Here is a 17244-nt window from a genome sequence, read left to right as displayed (position 1 = left end):
TCCGCGATGCGGTTCATTGCGCCCAGAAGCATTCGATATTCGACTGTCAAAGTGCAAATCCAAACAAAACTAGAGACTTTGAAAAATCTCTAATCAGGTCTTGACTTCATATAGCTGGTCTCCTTTCAGTTACCGATACAATTCTGTATCTGTATACAGGAGATTAGATTAGCGATACAATTTTGTATCGACAAGGATTCTCCCTCGAATCCATATTCGGTATTACAGTTCCAAGGAGGCTCGGGTGGGTTTCGCGCAGAATCTCAAGAGGATGAGGGCGGCGAAGGGGCTGTCGCAGGCGGAGCTTGCCGAGATCATAGGCGTTTCCGAGATTACCCTGAGGAAGTATGAAGCCGGGGAGCGCTATCCCAAGGACCCGACTGTAGATGCATTGTCTGCTGAGCTCGGGGTCAGCAGGGAGGCGTTGGTTTCCGACTGTGCTGGCACTGTTGATGAGGCGATGCAGGCGCTTTTCGATATCGAGGAGAGGTTCGGCATCAAACCCATCAAACTCGATGGCATGGTCGTCGTTGCCATGCCCGATGGCTCTGATGCCCCAGATCAGGAATTGCTTTCAAAAGCGCTTCGCGCTTGGTACAGAAGCCGCAGGGACCACGAAGATGAAGAGATCACGGAGAGCGAGTACTTCGCCTGGAAAGATTCCTTCAAAGTGTAGCGATTGATGCGCTTTAAATTAGCGAAGCCCTGCTCAGCAGGGCTTTTTCAGTGTGACAAAACTGCGACAGAAGATGATTTGCCGGTAAATGATAGTACCGATACGAAAACGTATCGTTCCATTAGTAGTGCATGGTTTGGTGGTCTGTTTGGGGTAACCGCAGATAGCGATACGAATTTATATCGATTCATTATTCATGGGGAATGATTGCAGGCAACGCGTTTTCCCAGTTAAAAGACTTGTTTCACCTCAAAACCTATTACGATTGTCGTGGAATCAACTGTCATATTGTCGCCAGAAAAGGCGTAATACGATTTGTTTAATCCGTGCTAAAGACATAAGAAAACGCCCCCTGAACTGGTGTTTTCAGGGGGCGTCGCTTTGTCACGAACCGATACGAGTTTGTATCGGTATTTATTCCCACTCAATCGTTGCAGTTGTCCGCATGGTCTTACCTGATTCCATCTCGTGTCACTTCGTTCGCCCCGTGCTGCCTCGTCCGAATCAATCCCGAATCAACCGTTGATTCGGGCGGAGAAGAATAATTGCACCTTTGCTGGGAAAACGTGCTTCTCGGGCTTGATTACTCCCTGTTTTCCCATCGGGAGTAATCGCCGGTGGCTTGGCAATCCTCGTTTTCGTCCGAATCAAGCAAAACCCGCAAGCCATCATTCGCGCGATCTTGTCGTAGTCTTTGCACGCCCCGGTCCTGCGCATGAACTTCCTAGAACTTGCGATTTGGAACGCCTCTGTTGTCCAGGTCCTGATCCTCCTTGCTCCCTGCTGTTTCTGCGACCTCATCGTGGCGTTGGTGCAGGCGTTCTCGAAATCTTGGTGCGAGGACCGGATTTCCCCTGATAGACATCGCCAAAGGGGTTATTTTCGGCTTAACTGTTCCCGTTTTTTTGGGTGGTTGCCAGAGATTTGATAATGCTCTGTATTCGGCAAGTCAGTGTAGCCGAAATTCGATTTTCAGCAGGCCACGCTCCATTCTCTGATAGATCAGGATGAACCAACACCCGTGTCTCCGAATAGGCCACGGATTGTTCCCGCCCGCTTTTTACGGTCCGGATGAGTTGACGTTGCGGCCGATGAGCACCAGAAGTGCGAAGGGTGATGGAGCGATGCGGTAAGGATTCTCTCGTGTTTTCGAATCGGACTGACCGAAAGCGAGAGCCAGGGTAATGAGGATACTGCGATACAATGAAAAAATAGTTAGGTAGTTCTAACTTTAGCGAGCGAAGGTATGGTTCGAAGCACGTGAACAAAGGGCAAACAACATCGCGGCTTTCTGAGAGCCGTGACACGATATACGCGGCCCATCGAGATGCGGTTTCAGGCAGCTGGATCAACTTCCCTATTCCGCAAGATGTAGGCGCTGGCCGCATCTGTTCGCTTGGAACCTCGGGTTCCATCGCTGCGTGCGAGCATCGCATGCTATTCTCAAGAAACATGAGCTTCTCTGGCGAGGGGCCGTCTCGATCGGTCAATGTGGGATTCTGCATCGGGGCAGGAGTCGAATGGATTCCCGGTTGTCCCGCCGCCCGCCGGGTTGCCAAGTCGGTTGATACCGACTCGCTCTTCATACAGTCTGGAAGCAGGGGGTCCCACAGCATCTGCTATCTTCAAAACCTAGAATACGACTTCGTCAGCCTTTGCATTCCCTTGGGCGGGATGGGCCGGAGCGATGCGGATGGCGACATCGGAACCATTCTAGAGGGCGCGGACGGGTTCGAGGCGCCCATGACCCCTGCCATGAGATCATCCTTGGCCTCTTTACAGCACAACGTCTTCATTGGCTGCGCTGGCAAACTGTACGCAGAGGGAAAAATCCTCGAATTGCTCGCCTCGATTGTCGCCATGCTCGATATCAACGCCCATCGGAAAAGCAATGGCATCTCCAAGTCGGATTACGAAGCCGTGGAGCAGGCAAAGCATATTCTCGATTCCAGGCTTATCGACCCGCCAACATACCCCGAGCTCGCCCGAATGGCATGCTTGAGTGAGTCGAAGCTTTCGCGTGCCTTCAAGCGGGCCTACGGCATCACCATCCATACATATGTGATTTCGTGCCGGCTTGAATGGGCTCGTGCGCTCATCGAGGCACAGGGAATGAGCGTGGCGCAGGCAGCAGCGACTGTAGGCTATGCGAATCCAAGCCATTTCTCACAGGCCTTCAAAGAGCGCTACGGCGTTTCTCCAAGCGCCATTTAACCGAAGTCGCCCCGATGAAATACCGAATTCGGGCTAATTTTGAATCGTTTTCGGCTGATGCAACCCATTGAAAACAGTCAAATAGAGACCGAATAGTTCAAGCGAACCAAGGAGGCCTCTATGAGCCATGTTGAAAGGGCTGTCGACAGACTGTCGGTTAAAGATCTCGTCCTTGTCGGTATTCTCGGTGCTGCAGCGGCGGTCGTCTGCATGGTGATAGGAATCGTCTGCGGGCTTTCCCCCATCACGAACCCCTTCTACCCAGTGCTGGCAGCAATTCCCAATGGCATCATCTACATGCTGATGCTCGCCAAAGTTCCCAAGCGCGGGGTATTCACGATTTCGGGCGTGGTCTACAGCCTAATTTTCCTGGTAATGGGCACATTCTGGTTCACCGTACTGTGCTTCTTCGTATCCTGCGTCGTCGCGGACGTTGTCATGTGGGGCAATCCCCGCAGTCCGAAGCGCATGCTCGCGAGCTACGCGGTGAGCGTTGCCGGTCTCTCGTTCGGCTACAGCGGTGCCATCGTCCTGCTGCGCGATGCGTTTAATGCGACGATGCAGCGCAACGGCATTCCCGCTGAGTACAGCGCCACCCTCAACTCTTTCATTTCTGACCCGATGCTTCTCGTGATGGTAGTCGTCGGCGTAGCGCTCGCCCTCACCGGCGGCCTCATCGGCCGCAAGGTGATGCGCAAGCACTTTGTACGTGCGGGCCTCGTCGAAGAGTAGCGCCTAAAGAAGCGAGCGCATGCAGCATGGCGGAAAACGCAGAGAGCACAGACGAGGCGCGGCGGCTGATATCCACCATCCCGAGCGGCGTGAGAGGTCTCGACCCGCGTACGAAGCTCGCTATCGTGATTGTCACGAGCACGCTGTGCCTCATAGCAAAAAGCGAGGTCATCGTACTCATCATTGCTGCTGAGGCATTCATGCTCGCCGCAGCGGGCGGCAGCGCCCGAGCAGCCGGCACAGCGCTCGCCATCTACGCGGGCATGAATCTCCTGCTGGCGCTTTCCGCCATCTATCGGCTACCGCTTCTCTCGACAATTCTGCTAGTTGTCGGCTTCACGCTCGTGAAGTTCATCCCCGTGTTCCTGTTGGTTGCATGGTTCGTTCAGGGCACGCGCACGGGCGAGTTGATATGCGCGCTGGAGCGTGCGCACCTCCCCAAAGAAGTGACGATCCCCCTCGCAGTAGCCCTGCGCTACCTCCCCACCATCGGCAAGGAGACGTCGAACATACGCGATGCGCTCAGGATGCGCGGGTCCGAGCTCACGGGCATAGGCGCCCTGCGAAGGCCGCTCGCCGCGCTCGAACACCTCATGGTGCCGCTCCTAATGCGCTGTCTCAAGGTTGCAGACGAACTCTCTCTTTCTGCCGTTAGCCGAGGCATCGAAAGCGAGCGAAGGCGCACGTGCGTGCGTGATGTGCGAATGCGCTGGAAGGACGTCGCCGCCTTCTTTGCGCTTGCCGCCTTTGCGGCGTTCGTCGCCTTCGTCAACACGACATCGCTCGGTGAGATCGTGATTTGGCAGGTGATCGCATGATTTCGATTGAAAACGCTACGTTTCGCTATGCAGGAGCCGATGTGCCCAGCATATCCTCGTTTTGCCTTCGGGTTTCCGAGGGAGAGTGCGTCTTGGTATGCGGTCCTTCCGGGAGCGGCAAAACAACGGTTGCACGCCTTATCGGCGGTTTGATTCCCCGTTTCCTCGAAGGCGAGATGACGGGGATTGTTGAGCTCGGCGGCAAAAGCGTGCCCGACATGGGCGTCGAAGAGCTCGTTGCAACCGTGGGCAACGTGTTCCAAGACCCCCGTTCGCAGTTCTTCACCACCGACACGACGTCAGAGATGGCGTTCACCTGCGAGAACATGGGGATGCCCCGAGATGAGATGCTTGATCGCATTGCCCTGTCCTCCTGCGCACTCGACGTGTCCGGGCTCCTCGAACGCAGCATCTTCAGATTGTCGAGCGGCGAGAAGCAGCGCATCGCCATCGGGTCCGTGCATGCCTATTCCCCGCCCATCCTCGTGCTCGACGAGCCTTCGGCGAACCTCGACCCTGCGGCGACCGGGCAGTTGGCTCAAGTGCTCGCAAAGCTCAAACGTGAAGGACGCACGATCGTCATCGTCGAGCACCGGCTCGAGTACCTTGCCGGCGTCATAGATCGTGCCGTCGTCATGTCAGGTGGGAAGAATGTAGCGGAACTGACACGGGGCGAGTTCCTCGCGCTCGGTGCCGCCGAGCGCGAGCGGTACTCCCTGAGGCAGACGTCGCCTGAACATGCCATCGAGAGCATTCGAGCGTCGGCGAAGCCCACTGAAGAACTCCCCAATCTCGACGTGTCTGGGCTGTCCTTCGCCTACAAGCGCGGGCACGAAGTCTTAAGGGATGTGAGCTTGCAGGCGCATGGCGGCGAGGTGATAGCGCTTGTCGGAGCAAACGGCGTGGGGAAGACCACGCTCGCGAGCATACTCTGCGGCCTTCGGCAGCCCACTAAAGGCGCAATCCGCTTCAACGGGAAGCGCATGACCGCCCGGATGCTCAGAAAGGCGTCGTACTTCGTCATGCAGGATGCCGATTACCAGCTGTTTGGCGAAAGCGTGGAAGCCGAGCTCCTGCTCGGGACAGAAGACGAAGCTGACGCCAAAACACGTGCCGCAGAAGTGTGCGAGCGCCTGGGGCTTTCCGGACTTGAGTCCCGCCATCCGGCATCGCTTTCCGGCGGGCAGAAGCAGCGGGTGACGATTGGCGCTGCCCTCATGAAGCACTCCGAAATCATTGTCTTCGACGAGCCTACGAGTGGGCTTGATGGGCTGAATCTCAAGCACGTGGCAGAGCTCATCCGTATGCTCGCAGGCGATGGTCGGATCGTTTTCGTCATCACACATGACCACGAGCTCGTGGCGCGCTGCTGTACGCGGGCTATCCGCCTTGCCGGTGGCGGGCTGCAGGCAGACTTGAATGTCCAAACGGGACAAGAGGCAGTCGCAGCGTTGTTCTCAAGGCATGTGCCACAACATGTAAAGGAGTTTTGAAATCAGCCATGTTCAAAAACGTATTCGCCTATGCAGGCCCGTATAAAAGCCGCACCTACGCGGCGATGGGAGCGATGCTCGTCGCGCTCATCGCCTATGTTGCGCAGTACGCGTTTCTGTTCCAGATCATTCGTCCTCTGCTGGGGCATGAGCCCCTGAGCGTCGCCGCAGCGCTTCCCTGGGTGCTCGCCATCCTCATCTGCGGTATCTTCCATGCGCTTCTCTACGTGCGGGGGCTGAGCATCTCGCACGACGCCGCCTTCCACATCCTGCGCAACCTGCGCTGTGCCATGCAGTCCAAGCTGGAGCGCCAGCCGCTGGGCACCATCCAGGACAAGGGCACGGGTGCGCTCAAGAAACTCTTCGTCGATGACGTCGACAGCATCGAGCTCCTGCTTGCCCATGCCCTGCCCGAAGGTCTCGCCAACCTGCTCGTACCGATAGTGGTTTACGCGGCCATGTTCTTCGTGGACTGGAAGCTCGCCCTGCTGGGCCTGTGCTCGCTCCCTTTGGGAATCCTGTGCAGCTCCATCATGTACAAGGTGGGCATGAGCCGCATGGGAGCCTACTACGGCAGCGCCCAGAAGATGAACGCCACCATCATCGAGTACGTGAACGGCATGGAGGTGGTGAAGGTCTTTAATCGCGACGGCGAGAGCTACCGCCGCTTCGAGGACGACATCCGCTCCTACCGCGACCTCACAATCGACTGGTACCGCGCGAGCTGGCCATGGATGGCGCTCTATGGGTCGATCCTGCCGTGTGTGGCGATGGTCACCCTGCCCGTGGGCTCTTGGCTCGTGCTCCAAGGGTTCTCAACGCTGCCCGACCTTGTGCTGGTGCTGTGCCTGGGATTCGGAATCGGTGCGCCGCTCATGCGCGCGATGAGTTTCATATCCGTCATGCCGCAGATTAACCACAAGATTGAGGCGCTTGAGTCCGCCATCGATGCAGAGCCCCTCAAGCAGACAAATGCGCCCTTCTCTGGGAACGGCCACAGCATCCGCTTTGACAACGTGCACTTTTCTTATGTCGATGAGGAGGTGCTCCACGGCGTGAGCCTTGACATTGCCGAGGGCAGCACGGTTGCACTGGTAGGTGAATCGGGAAGCGGCAAGTCCACGCTGGCGCGCCTGCTCGTTCACTACTACGACGTCAACGGTGGCGCCATCAGGCTGGGCGGGCAGGACCTGTGCGACATGAGCCTCGAAGCGCTGAACGCGCAGATCAGCTATGTGAGCCAGGAGCAGTTCCTCTTCAACACGAGCCTGCGCGAGAACATCCGCATGGGAAGGCCCGATGCGGCTGACGAGGAAGTGGAAGAAGCCGCCCGTCGCGCCCAATGTGACGAATTCTTAACGAGGGTGCCAGGCGGTCTGGACGCGAATGCGGGAGATTCAGGAAAGCTCCTCTCGGGCGGCCAACGTCAACGCGTCTCGCTTGCGCGGGCCCTTCTGAAAGACGCGCCTGTCGTGGTGCTCGACGAGGCGACCGCCTTCATGGATCCAGAGAACGAAGAGCGCATGGGACGCGCCATCGCCTCGGTCATCGAGGGGAAAACGGTTGTCGTCATCGCGCACCGCCTGCAGACCATCGTCGGTGCCGACAAGATCTGCGTGATGGACGCTGGCCAGATAGTGGACAGCGGTACCCATGAGGAGCTGCTGGACCGCTGCGAGAGATACCAATCGCTTTGGAAGGTATCATGTTCCAGCTCGGCATGGCATGTGTCCACAAGACGCGGGGAGGAGAACCATGATTAAGCTGATTCGCCGTTTCTTCAGGCTCGCGAGCGCCTATGGCGGACGCGTCAAAGTTGCGTTCGTGTTCTCCTTCCTACGCTCGCTGCTTTCCAAGGCGCCCATCGCCCTCGCTTTCTTTAGCCTCATCGGCTTCTACGAAGGCACCACAGATGTGCAGCTCTGCATAAACTTAGGGGTAGCCATGGCGGTGTGCCTGGCGTTGCAGGCGCTTTGCGCCTACGCGTCCGACCGCTTGCAGGCAAGCGCCGGCTACCTGATCATGGCGGACAAGCGCATGGAGCTGGGTGCGCATCTGCGCCGCATGCCCATGGGCTACTTCACCGAAGGCACCATCGGCAAGATCAGCTCGGTGCTATCGACCGACATGGTCTTCATCGAGGAAACCGTGACCACCGCCATCGCCGACCTCATGGGCTACATGTTCACCCAGGCAATCATGCTCATCATGCTCGCATGGGTGAGCCCCTGGCTTGCCCTGCTCGCACTCGTGATCCTTCTGGCGATCATTGCCATGGCAAGGCATGCACGGACAAGCGCCCTAGCTGACAGCGCGACGCGCCAAGAGCAGAGCGAGAAGCTCACGAACTCAGTCATCGACTACCTCGAGGGCATGCCCATCATCAAGGCATACAACCTCCTGGGCGCGCAGTCTGCCGAGCTCAGAAAAAACTTCGACCGCTCCTGCGAGGAGAACATCGCATTCGAGCACCATCAGACGACGTGGGAGCGCCTTCTGTACCTGCTGTATGCGATCGGCGCCGTTGCAATTCTCGTCGCGGCGATCGCCCTTCAGGACGCAGGCTTGATGGCGGGGCCGTTTGCGGTCGGCCTCATGCTCTTCGTCTTCGACGTGTTCGCGCCCATCAAGGCACTTAACAGCGATACGACACGCCTCACGGTTATGAACAGCTGCCTCGATCGCATCGAAGACGTCATGAGGCAAGCTGAGCTGCCGGACGAGGGGGCACAGCATCTGCCGAGCGAGTCGGCAGGGGGAACGCCGGAAATCGAATTCAAGAACGTGAGTTTTTCCTATGGCGACAACGAGGTGCTCCACGACGTGAGTTTCGCGCAGAACCCCGGCACCATGTACGCGCTAGTCGGCCGCTCCGGAAGCGGCAAGAGCACGATGGCGAACTTGCTGGCGCGCTTTTGGGACACGAGTGGGGGATCGGTGCTGGTACGCGGCCTGGACGTGCGCGATGTGCCGCTTGCAGAGCTCATGGACAACATCAGCATGGTGTTCCAGCAAGTCTACCTGTTCCAGGACACCGTCTACAACAACATCTTGATGGGGCGCCCCGACGCCACGCGCGAGGAGGTGGAGGCCGCAGCCCGCAAGGCATGCTGCCACGAGTTCATAAACAGGCTGCCCGACGGCTACGATACCGTCGTCGGCGAGGGCGGCGCCACTCTTTCGGGAGGCGAACGCCAGCGTATTTCCATCGCACGCTGCATCCTGAAGGACGCACCCATCGTCATCCTCGACGAGGCCACCGCCAGCGTCGATGTCGACAATGAGGGCGCCATCCAGCAGGCGATAGGCGAGCTGTGTGCAGGCAAGACCCTGCTTGTGATCGCCCATCGCCTGAATACCATCAGGAGCGCGGACCGGATTCTGGTGATCGACGGGGGACGCATCACGCAGGGCGGCACCCACGGAGAACTCACAGCAGCTGCGGGCATCTACCGAGACATGGTCGAGGTACAGGGAAAGAACGCGAGCTGGCTCGGACGATAGGGGGAAGCCCGCAAACAGATGCGCCCGCCGGGCATGAAAAAGGCACAGGGCCTACCGCTGCAGGCGCGCGGTGGGCCCTGTGCCTTCTCTTGAAGACCACCTGTCTGAGGCCGATACCGAACGTGATCCGAGTTCTGAGATATTGCGACCTGCACTGCCGCGCCCTAAGCCTCAGTCCTTGATGGAGAAATGTGGGACATGCTCCTTAGCGACGCTTGGCGAAGGGATACGCCCTCTCTGAAGCTCAATAACTCGTCGTCTGTCGTATGAACAGAGCGAGAAGCATAGGCTGGCTTGGATGCCGACGTGCCTGTTATTCGAGCGATGGCGATCATTGGAGGGCTAATGGAATTTTGCCTTGCATACGTGGGGGCTGCACGTGATCCGCGACGGGACCCTATCGGCTGGGACCCACCACGATGCAAGTCGATGTGCGCCCGATTCCTAAGCGACGGCGTTACGTCAAGCCCGCCACTCGAACTGCTGAAGGTCTGCGGACCGAGAGTCTCTCAGAGAATGTACCAAGCCCCGGCTCATCCCGCGTGTCAAATTGCGAGATGAAGGAGTGGCGAACCGATGGCAAAGACGTTGAGATGCGATGACAGACCCCATGTACCACAAAAGGATTTCTACACCGTGAAAGATGTGGCCACCCTGCTCCTTACGAGCGAAGGGAAGGTGCGCAGCCTTGCGAGGAGAAGGAACGACCCTCTGCCCTTCCGATGTTTCGAGAACTCCAAGCGCGGGATGTTCATAAGCAGACCCGAGTTAGCGGGGTGGGTGAAGCGCAATACCATCTTGGTCATGTTCAGGTTCAGTGACGGTAAGGATCACGACGATGATGCCTGACGCCACTGCTCCTTGCGTGCAAAATAAAAGCGACGACGTTCCTCGTCGATTCCCACACACTGCACGAAGTAGGCAGCATGAGTGACGCGAGAGAACCCACCATCAAAATTCCCGACATGAAGGTCGAGGGCGAGAGCTCCGGAAACGCGCTCTTCGTCATGCGGCTCGTGCAGCAGCCGGTTCTGCCCCAGGACGCCTACTCCCCTAACGAGGTCGCCCGGTTGCTCCATATCAGCAAGAAGCGCGTCTACGCCTATGCGGAGAGACCGCGCAATCCGCTGCCGCTTCGCAGGTGGCCGAACGGCGGGCGCGGGTCGTTCGTGCTCCGGGACGAGCTCATCGAATGGCTGCGCGGCTTCACCGTCCTGCCGGAGGAGAGCTATCCCGAAGCCTGATCAAATAGTTCCGACTTACAGACCCCCTAGGGCACCTGAAAGGGTGCCCTTCGGCTTGCACGGCGAATCAAACCGATTAAATGGCGCCGTGCACACGACAAATCGAACAGCCTGCCGCCACGGCCGTGCAGCGGGCGTCAGCAGAAAGCAAGGTATGCGAATGCGGGATAACAAGGAAATCGAGGAAGCGATGGCGCAGGCCATCGAGGACCGCGGACATGGAAAGTTCGAGTGCATGCCGCCGCTCTTCACCATCTCCGAGGTGGCGAAGTATCTGCAGGTTAGCAACACGACGGTCTACCGCCTCATCAAGGACGGCGCGCTCTGCGGCGTCCGCATCGGACAGTCCCTGCGCTTCACGCGCAAGAACATCGAGGACTTGCTCGAGTGCTGCGCCGTTGACGAGAACCTCTAGGACGGGAGATGGCAAGACCCGCCAAAGCCGTATTCGACCTCTCGGGCCGCTCGTTCGTCACGGTCTGGGACTTCATGGGCCAAAAGCTGGGGCTGAAGGGCACCGACTTGGCGGTCTACGCCCGCATCTTCGGCTTCCACCAGGCGGGTCGGGAGTACTTCGAGAGCAAGCACAGCGCAGCCGCGTTCTTCGGCGTGAGTGACCGCGCGGTCTTCGATGCGGTCGCGCGGCTGAAGGCGAAGGGGCTGATTGAGGAGACGGCGCGTTGCGCCGAGGCCGTCGAGATCGGCAGCAAGTGCTACAAGCCGGCGTACGGGCCGCTCGCAGAAGCTGGCGTCTTGCCTCTGAGGTCTGAAGAACCTGCAGATGCAGGAGTTCCACCCCATGAAGGAAGTTCAGCGGCGGGGTGGGGCGCCTCTGCAGAAGCTGCAGGCCCGGATGCCGCCAGCTCTGAAGAAGCTTCAGAGCCTCCCCTGAAGGATGTTCACCCAATAGCAAAGGCCGATAACAAATACTTCGAATAGAAAAGGACTAACCACATGAAAGCCGATTTCAAGCTCTACACGATGCAGGACGCAGAGGAGAAGGGGCTCGCGTTCGAGCCACAGGAGGAGAAGCCCTGCCCGTTCTGCGGCAAGCCCCTGGAGCAGCTCGGGCGGCTCGGGAGTGACGGCGTCGTCCGGTGGTTCATCACCACCCAGTGCGACTGCGATGGCCAAGCTGCGGAGCACGAGCGCATCAAGGCCGAGGAAGAGCGCGCACGCGAGGAGGCGGCACGGCGCGCCATCGTGACGAAATGCAGGCGCGCGGGCATCGGGCGCAAATACCTCGACGCCAAGGTGAGTCAGAAGCCGTGCATCGACTACATCAACGGCTTCGCCGATGCGGGCGGCAAGGGTCTCTACCTCGTCGGAGGCGTGGGCGCGGGCAAGACCTACGAGGCAAGCGCCATCGCCAAGTCGTTCATCTGGTCGGGCTACTCCGTGCTCATCGTCACCTCGCTCACGATGCTCGACCAGATCTACAGCAACCAGCACGGGCAGCCCACGCGTGGCACAGCCGACTTCTGCAACGCGAACCTGCTCATCATCGACGACCTTGGCAAGGAGAACGCCAATCAGTGGGCGGTCACGACGCTGTTCCAGGTTGTGAATAGTCGCTACGAGAACATGCTGCCAACCATCTTCACGTCGCAGTACTCCCTCCCCGACCTCGAGCGCCGCATGTCGCGCAGCGGCGAGGCGGAGAGCGCGAAGGCGATCGTATCGCGCATCAGCGAGATGTGCGACGTCGTCGTGCTCAAGCATGCCGACCGGCGGCGTCGGGGGAAGGGCGTGGTAGGATAGGGGTGTTGTGAAAAGCCAAACGGCTTTTAGCGGCTGCGGGTGCTTGCGCCTTCAGCCGCATGTTTTTTATTGGCCAGGATCTCGAGATTCCACTCAGGCATCGCGCGCTGACGTGGCGTCATGCCTTACGCGAGCAGATGCTTGCGCACCTGCTTCAGGAAGTTCTTCTTGAACGACGTGCTGCCGCCGAAGAAGGTTTCGTCGGTGGCCGTTGCCTCCTTGGCAGCGTACTTGAGCTCAGTGAGCTCGATGCCGCACACGAAGTCCGCAACCTGGGCAAGACGGTAGTCCTGGGGCCGTGCATCCCGGTAGATGTAGGCCTCCTTGGAGATCGCGTACTCGATGGCGGAATGCAGCACCCTGTTCAATTCGTCCTGCCCGTCATCGTAATAGAGTTTTACCTGGTCAAACGATTGAAGATATCCAAGGTGGTCGAACAGGAACGTGACGAGGTCGCGCCTCATACGGGCAAACATCTCGTCGTCGGTCGCGAACTCCGATTTCCGGTACGAGAAGGTGTGGTACTCGTAGGGCAGGTGCTGGGCGAAGATGGAGAACTTAGACAGCATCCGCTTCCTAGTCTGGATGTCCAGGTCCTTGTACTGGTTGTGGGCGCGCAGCAACGGCGTCATGTGGAACGGGACGTCCTGGATCCCGGACTGCTTCAGCACGGCGTCGTACTTGGCGAGGTGGCCGGAGATATCGTCGCTCTGGTCGTGGAAGACGAGGGTCACGAGGTAGTACTTCGACGATTTGCCGACATTGCCGCTCTCGTCGCAGAAAAGCGATATGGAGCCTTCTCGCACGCGCTACCTCCGTATATAAAAATTGCCGGGGGACTACCCCCGGCTCTTGAAAGTAGTCCCTTTCGGAACCACCAACATCTTTATACACGATGCCGCCGTCAAAGTAAACCGACGGCTGGGAAACGGTTTCCTCGAACCGCTTGCATAGGCTGGAACCCTTCACCCCTAGTCAAGAATAGCATCAGTCAAGAAAGTTCCGACTTGCAGACCCCCTAGGGAACCTGAACGAACCCTCCCCGCCCACGGCCGGGAGGGTTCTTGCTTTACTGGCTGCAGGCGCGGCCGGGAGAGCTAAACGCACATCGAATTGAACCGGACTCATCCGCGCCGACCCCCTCCGCAGACCCTGCGCGACACGCATGCGCGCAGGGCGCTCCGGAGGAAACGGAAGCAAAGCGGAAGAGGTCAAGGCGATGAGGATCGACGAGCGAACATACGGCTCCCTCATGGAGAAGTGCCAGGAGAGCGGCTGGGTCATGAAGGACGGCTACCCCTGGCAGGACGACCCGTTCCTGGAAGAGTACCCCTACGAATTCAGCGAGTGCGCCGACCTCGAGGAGCTCCGCAGCACGTTCGCACACGGCAACTGGTCTATCCGCCAGGGATTCCTCTACGACGACCTCGCGTTTGTGCAGCAGGTCGACGGTGGCGACGAGTGGTGGACCCTCAAGCGCGTCGGCGACAAGGGCGACGCGTCGGACTGGGTCGACTTCGAGAGCTGGTCGTTCCAGCCGTCGGCGAACTACCGCGCCGGCACGCTTGGCGACCGCTTCACCAACGCGATCCGCTCCATGCAGATGGCGACGCCGGACCAGTGCAAGAAGCTCGTGTACACGCTGCCCAAGGACAGCCCCAACTGGGGGTTCTCAAAGACCGTGGACATGGACTTCGACCATATCCCGCGCGCGTGCCGCAGCTTCAGCGCCCAGATGGGCGACTACGCCCTCACGGTGTACGAGCGCCCGAGCAGCAACGGCTTCACTGCGGAAATCTTCGACCGCGAGGGCAAGTGCATCATCACGAGCGAAGAGGGCATCCAGAGCGCCCTCGACGCCGCCAAGTCGCTCCAGAACGCCGCGGCAATCTGCATCGAGAACGACGTGCACGACCCGCGCAGGTTCCGCGACATGCAGCCGCTCGAAGCCAAGATCGCGGACGCGAAGGCGGCGAGCAAGGCGGCTCCCGCCAACGAGAGGAACCGGGAAGCTGAAACCCGGCAGATATAGCAGCAAACGGCAGCCCCGATCCCGGGGCTGCCGGCGTTTCAGGGGCACTGGGACACGCAGTGCGACACGCAACGAGGAAAGGACGGCATCAATGGCAAGCGACTTCGGCGACGAGAGCGGCGAGAAGCTGTTCGACTGGCTCCTGCGCATCGGCCAGGACGCGGGCGAGCAGGCGATGCTCCAGAGCGCCGACAAACTGGCGAACGCGTTCCGCAAGGCGCGCGAGGGCATCGACGGCGAGGCGAAGGCGGCAGCAACGTCGGACGTCAGGGAATGGGCGAAGCTCGACATGAAGAACTTCGCCGAGCTGCCGCAGTACAAATCCCTCAAGGAGATCATAAGCGGCGAGCTCGCGTCGCGCGGCATCGAGCACGTGTTCGCAGAAGAGGCCGGCAGCGACTTCCTCGTGTTCAAGGCGAAGGACGTCCACGAGATCGCCGACGTGTTCCATCAGCTCGAGAATAAGGTCGTCGAAGAGAAAGAGCACGCCAGGGAAGCCGGCATCCCCGAGCGCGAGCACGCCCGAGACGAGAAGGCGGAACGCCGTCAAGGGCAGCAGAAGCCCAAGGCGAAAGGCCCGGACCTGGATGCCCCGGCGACCGAGAAGCAGCGCGGCTACATCGACTCGCTCAAAGCCCGCAACGTCATTCCCGAGGAAGAGCTCGAGAAGACGGCGGGAGCCGCTCTCACCATCGGCGTCGCGAACGAGATCCTCAACAAGTACGGGCGCTTCCTGAAGCTCGACCGCGATTCCGAGCCGCTCGAGCAACGGGCCGCCTCAGCACGCGCAGCCTCCAAGGCGATGGAAGCCAACAAGACCGCAGACCGCGAGATCCACCTCTCGCAGAACCGCAGCAAGTAGGCGCGCATGAAGGCGGCACTCATCACGGCGACCGCGGCCACGCCCGTCGCATTCATCGCAGGGGACCTCTACGCGTCGAACCTCATGTCCATGCCCGGAAACCCCGTCGAGAACCTGACGGCGGCGATATCGACCATACCCGCGTACATCGCCTCCGGAGGCACTCCCACGGCGGAGCCGATCGCCCTGGCGGTCGGGCTGCTGCTCGTCTGCGCGGTATGGCTCGCGTACGCGCGCCACTTGGTGAACTCAGGAGAGCGCCGCGCCGGCGAGGAGCACGGCAGCGCGCGCTGGGCGACCAGGAAGGAGATGCGCATGTTCGAGGACGCCTCCGACGCCGACAACAACATCATCCTCACGCAGAACTGCAAGGTGGCGCTGGTCCCGAAGTCGTTCTCCCAGAAGACGGACCGCAACAAGAACGTCGAGATCATCGGCGGCAGCGGATCGGGCAAGACGCGCTACCACGTGAAGCCCGAGCTCATGCAGCTCAACGCCAGCTACTTCGTCACGGACCCGAAGGGAATGCTCATCGGCGACATGGGCCACATGTTCGCCGACGCCGGGTACGAGATCAGGCAGTTCAGCACCATCGACTTCGGCCAGTCAAACAAGTACAACCCCATCAAGTACGTGCGCACGCAGGCGGACATACTCACGTTCGTCGAGTGCCTCATCAAGAACACCACGGGCGATAAGGACCATTCCGGCGACCCGTTCTGGGAGAACGCGGAGCGTCTCCTCTACACGGCGCTCATCGCCTACCTCATCGACCACTGCCCGGCGCAGAATCGCAACATCCCGGGACTGCTCACGCTGCTGGCGCTCGCAGAGGCGCGTGAGGAAGACGAGTCGTTCCGTAGTCCGCTGGATACGCTGTTCGACGAGCTCGAGACAGGAAGGCGCTACGTGAACGTTTCGGCGGCGGAACCCTTCGACAGCGAGCGCCGCCGCTTCGACGACGGGGGCGGGTCATTCCGCTGGATCACGACCGGGGACCCCATAGCGCCGGAGGACGACTTCGGGCTGTCCAACTACAAGGCGTTCAAGACTGCCGCCGGGAAGACCCTCAAGTCCATCATCATCAGCTGCAACGTGCGCCTGAAGCCGCTTTGCATCAAGGAAGTCAAGAAGCTGCTCTCGCGCGACGAGATGGACGTCGATCGCCTCGGCGACCCCGGCAAGCGCTACGCCGTGTTCGCGAGCATGTCCGACACCAACTCGACCTTCGACTTCCTGTTCGCGATCCTCATGTGGCAGACGCTCGATGTGCTGTGCAACACCGCCCTCAAACGTTACGGCGGCCAGCTGCCCACGCACGTCACCTTCATATTCGACGAGTTCGCCAATGCCGGCCACATTCCCGACTTCGACAAGACCATCGCCGTCGTGCGCAGCCGCAACATCTCGTGCGAGGTGATCCTGCAGTCATCCGGCCAGCTCGCCGCCAACTACGACAAGGAGAAGTCGCAGGTCATACGCGATAACTGCGACATCACGCTGTTCCTGGGCGGCAAGTCGACAGAGACCAACGAGGAAATCTCGAAGGCCATCGGCAAGCAGACGCTCTCGACGCTGACCGTCAACGACACGCGCGGATCGCACTCCTCGTCCACCCGCAACTACAACACGGCCGAACGCGACCTCATGCAGGCCAGCGAAGTGGGCAGGCTCCCACGCGACGAGGCAATCGTGCTCATCGCGGGCGCTAACCCCGTGCGTGACAAGAAGTACAAGCTCGAAGGCCATCCCCGCTACGAGCTCGTGGACCCCGGACATGCCGGGGCCAAGTACGGGCAGCGGTTCGATTTCGGCGATTACTGGACCACGAGGAAAGGGGCCGAAGATGCCGGCTAGAAGAGCCTAGAGGCGACCGCCCACGCAGATGCGCGAAGGGCCCGCGGAGCT

16 protein-coding genes are annotated in these 17244 nt (G+C 59.7%); 15 read left to right on the top strand and 1 reads right to left on the bottom strand.

What is annotated here, in order from left to right:
• The first annotated feature begins 244 nt into the window (after positions 1 to 244).
• From NOV21_RS03800 to NOV21_RS03745, 12 genes are all read left to right on the top strand, one after another.
• Positions 245 to 676 carry a helix-turn-helix domain-containing protein gene (locus NOV21_RS03800; protein ID WP_283171500.1) on the top strand — a complete coding sequence of 144 codons (432 nt, stop codon included), beginning with the start codon at positions 245 to 247 and terminating at the stop codon, positions 674 to 676.
• 1260 nt (positions 677 to 1936) lie between these two features.
• Positions 1937 to 2890, top strand: a complete 954-nt coding sequence (locus tag NOV21_RS03795) for a helix-turn-helix domain-containing protein (protein ID WP_283171499.1) — start codon at positions 1937 to 1939, stop codon at positions 2888 to 2890.
• Positions 2891 to 3010: 120 nt separating this feature from the next.
• Positions 3011 to 3622 (top strand): MptD family putative ECF transporter S component, encoded by a 612-nt coding sequence (locus NOV21_RS03790; RefSeq protein ID WP_283171498.1) that lies wholly within the window; start codon positions 3011 to 3013, stop codon positions 3620 to 3622.
• A gap of 26 nt (positions 3623 to 3648) precedes the next feature.
• A complete protein-coding gene (locus NOV21_RS03785; protein ID WP_283171497.1) occupies positions 3649 to 4440 on the top strand; it encodes an energy-coupling factor transporter transmembrane component T in 792 nt (263 codons plus the stop codon).
• The gene (locus NOV21_RS03780; protein WP_283171496.1) at positions 4437 to 5933 is read left to right on the top strand and encodes an ABC transporter ATP-binding protein; all 1497 of its coding nucleotides are present in this window, start codon (positions 4437 to 4439) and stop codon (positions 5931 to 5933) included. Before NOV21_RS03785 ends, NOV21_RS03780 begins: the two co-directional genes overlap by 4 nt.
• 8 nt (positions 5934 to 5941) lie before the next feature.
• Positions 5942 to 7696: an ABC transporter ATP-binding protein gene (locus NOV21_RS03775; RefSeq protein ID WP_283171495.1), complete on the top strand. Its 1755-nt coding sequence runs from the start codon at positions 5942 to 5944 to the stop codon at positions 7694 to 7696.
• Positions 7689 to 9437 carry an ABC transporter ATP-binding protein gene (locus NOV21_RS03770; protein WP_283171494.1) on the top strand — a complete coding sequence of 583 codons (1749 nt, stop codon included), beginning with the start codon at positions 7689 to 7691 and terminating at the stop codon, positions 9435 to 9437. The genes NOV21_RS03775 and NOV21_RS03770 overlap by 8 nt, the downstream gene beginning before the upstream one ends.
• A 576-nt stretch (positions 9438 to 10013) precedes the next feature.
• A complete protein-coding gene (locus NOV21_RS03765) occupies positions 10014 to 10286 on the top strand; it encodes a hypothetical protein (RefSeq protein ID WP_283171493.1) in 273 nt (90 codons plus the stop codon).
• A 77-nt stretch (positions 10287 to 10363) separates the two neighbouring features.
• A complete protein-coding gene (locus tag NOV21_RS03760) occupies positions 10364 to 10681 on the top strand; it encodes a helix-turn-helix transcriptional regulator (protein ID WP_283171492.1) in 318 nt (105 codons plus the stop codon).
• Positions 10682 to 10841: 160 nt separating this feature from the next.
• Positions 10842 to 11096, top strand: coding sequence for a helix-turn-helix domain-containing protein (locus NOV21_RS03755; RefSeq protein WP_283171491.1), 255 nt, complete (start codon positions 10842 to 10844; stop codon positions 11094 to 11096).
• 8 nt (positions 11097 to 11104) lie between these two features.
• Positions 11105 to 11620: a hypothetical protein gene (locus tag NOV21_RS03750; protein WP_283171490.1), complete on the top strand. Its 516-nt coding sequence runs from the start codon at positions 11105 to 11107 to the stop codon at positions 11618 to 11620.
• 15 nt (positions 11621 to 11635) lie between these two features.
• Entirely contained in the window at positions 11636 to 12442 is an 807-nt protein-coding gene (locus NOV21_RS03745) for an ATP-binding protein (protein ID WP_283171489.1), read from the top strand.
• 125 nt (positions 12443 to 12567) lie between these two features.
• On the opposite strand, the gene NOV21_RS03740 is transcribed toward NOV21_RS03745, so the two are convergent.
• Positions 12568 to 13248: a DUF3800 domain-containing protein gene (locus NOV21_RS03740; RefSeq protein WP_283171488.1), complete on the bottom strand. Its 681-nt coding sequence runs from the start codon at positions 13246 to 13248 to the stop codon at positions 12568 to 12570.
• Between the two features lie 413 nt (positions 13249 to 13661).
• Here NOV21_RS03740 and NOV21_RS03735 point away from each other — a divergent pair, with 413 nt between their 5' ends.
• The 3 genes from NOV21_RS03735 (at position 13662) to NOV21_RS03725 (ending at position 17193) form a co-directional block, all read left to right on the top strand.
• Positions 13662 to 14474 (top strand): hypothetical protein, encoded by an 813-nt coding sequence (locus NOV21_RS03735; protein ID WP_283171487.1) that lies wholly within the window; start codon positions 13662 to 13664, stop codon positions 14472 to 14474.
• Positions 14475 to 14565: 91 nt separating this feature from the next.
• The gene (locus tag NOV21_RS03730; protein ID WP_283171486.1) at positions 14566 to 15336 is read left to right on the top strand and encodes a hypothetical protein; all 771 of its coding nucleotides are present in this window, start codon (positions 14566 to 14568) and stop codon (positions 15334 to 15336) included.
• Positions 15337 to 15342: 6 nt separating this feature from the next.
• On the top strand, positions 15343 to 17193 hold the full coding sequence (locus NOV21_RS03725; protein WP_283171485.1) for a VirD4-like conjugal transfer protein, CD1115 family: 1851 nt from the start codon (positions 15343 to 15345) through the stop codon (positions 17191 to 17193).
• Positions 17194 to 17244 lie beyond the last annotated feature (51 nt).

Source organism: Curtanaerobium respiraculi (assembly GCF_024609215.1).
Lineage (GTDB): Bacteria > Actinomycetota > Coriobacteriia > Coriobacteriales > Eggerthellaceae > Curtanaerobium > Curtanaerobium respiraculi.
Note: the sequence above shows the minus strand (reverse complement) of the source record. Positions and strands in the feature narration are given on the sequence as shown.

What these genes read in the sequence shown, in the direction of transcription:
- NOV21_RS03750 (WP_283171490.1), top strand. Translation starts at nt 11,105, where the DNA reads ATGGCAAGACCCGCCAAAGCCGTATTCGACCTCTCGGGCCGCTCGTTC.
- NOV21_RS03770 (WP_283171494.1), top strand. Translation starts at nt 7,689, where the DNA reads ATGATTAAGCTGATTCGCCGTTTCTTCAGGCTCGCGAGCGCCTATGGC.
- NOV21_RS03785 (WP_283171497.1), top strand. Translation starts at nt 3,649, where the DNA reads ATGGCGGAAAACGCAGAGAGCACAGACGAGGCGCGGCGGCTGATATCC.
- NOV21_RS03755 (WP_283171491.1), top strand. Translation starts at nt 10,842, where the DNA reads ATGCGGGATAACAAGGAAATCGAGGAAGCGATGGCGCAGGCCATCGAG.
- NOV21_RS03775 (WP_283171495.1), top strand. Translation starts at nt 5,942, where the DNA reads ATGTTCAAAAACGTATTCGCCTATGCAGGCCCGTATAAAAGCCGCACC.
- NOV21_RS03730 (WP_283171486.1), top strand. Translation starts at nt 14,566, where the DNA reads ATGGCAAGCGACTTCGGCGACGAGAGCGGCGAGAAGCTGTTCGACTGG.
- NOV21_RS03765 (WP_283171493.1), top strand. Translation starts at nt 10,014, where the DNA reads ATGGCAAAGACGTTGAGATGCGATGACAGACCCCATGTACCACAAAAG.
- NOV21_RS03745 (WP_283171489.1), top strand. Translation starts at nt 11,636, where the DNA reads ATGAAAGCCGATTTCAAGCTCTACACGATGCAGGACGCAGAGGAGAAG.
- NOV21_RS03760 (WP_283171492.1), top strand. Translation starts at nt 10,364, where the DNA reads ATGAGTGACGCGAGAGAACCCACCATCAAAATTCCCGACATGAAGGTC.
- NOV21_RS03725 (WP_283171485.1), top strand. Translation starts at nt 15,343, where the DNA reads ATGAAGGCGGCACTCATCACGGCGACCGCGGCCACGCCCGTCGCATTC.
- NOV21_RS03790 (WP_283171498.1), top strand. Translation starts at nt 3,011, where the DNA reads ATGAGCCATGTTGAAAGGGCTGTCGACAGACTGTCGGTTAAAGATCTC.
- NOV21_RS03780 (WP_283171496.1), top strand. Translation starts at nt 4,437, where the DNA reads ATGATTTCGATTGAAAACGCTACGTTTCGCTATGCAGGAGCCGATGTG.
- NOV21_RS03735 (WP_283171487.1), top strand. Translation starts at nt 13,662, where the DNA reads ATGAGGATCGACGAGCGAACATACGGCTCCCTCATGGAGAAGTGCCAG.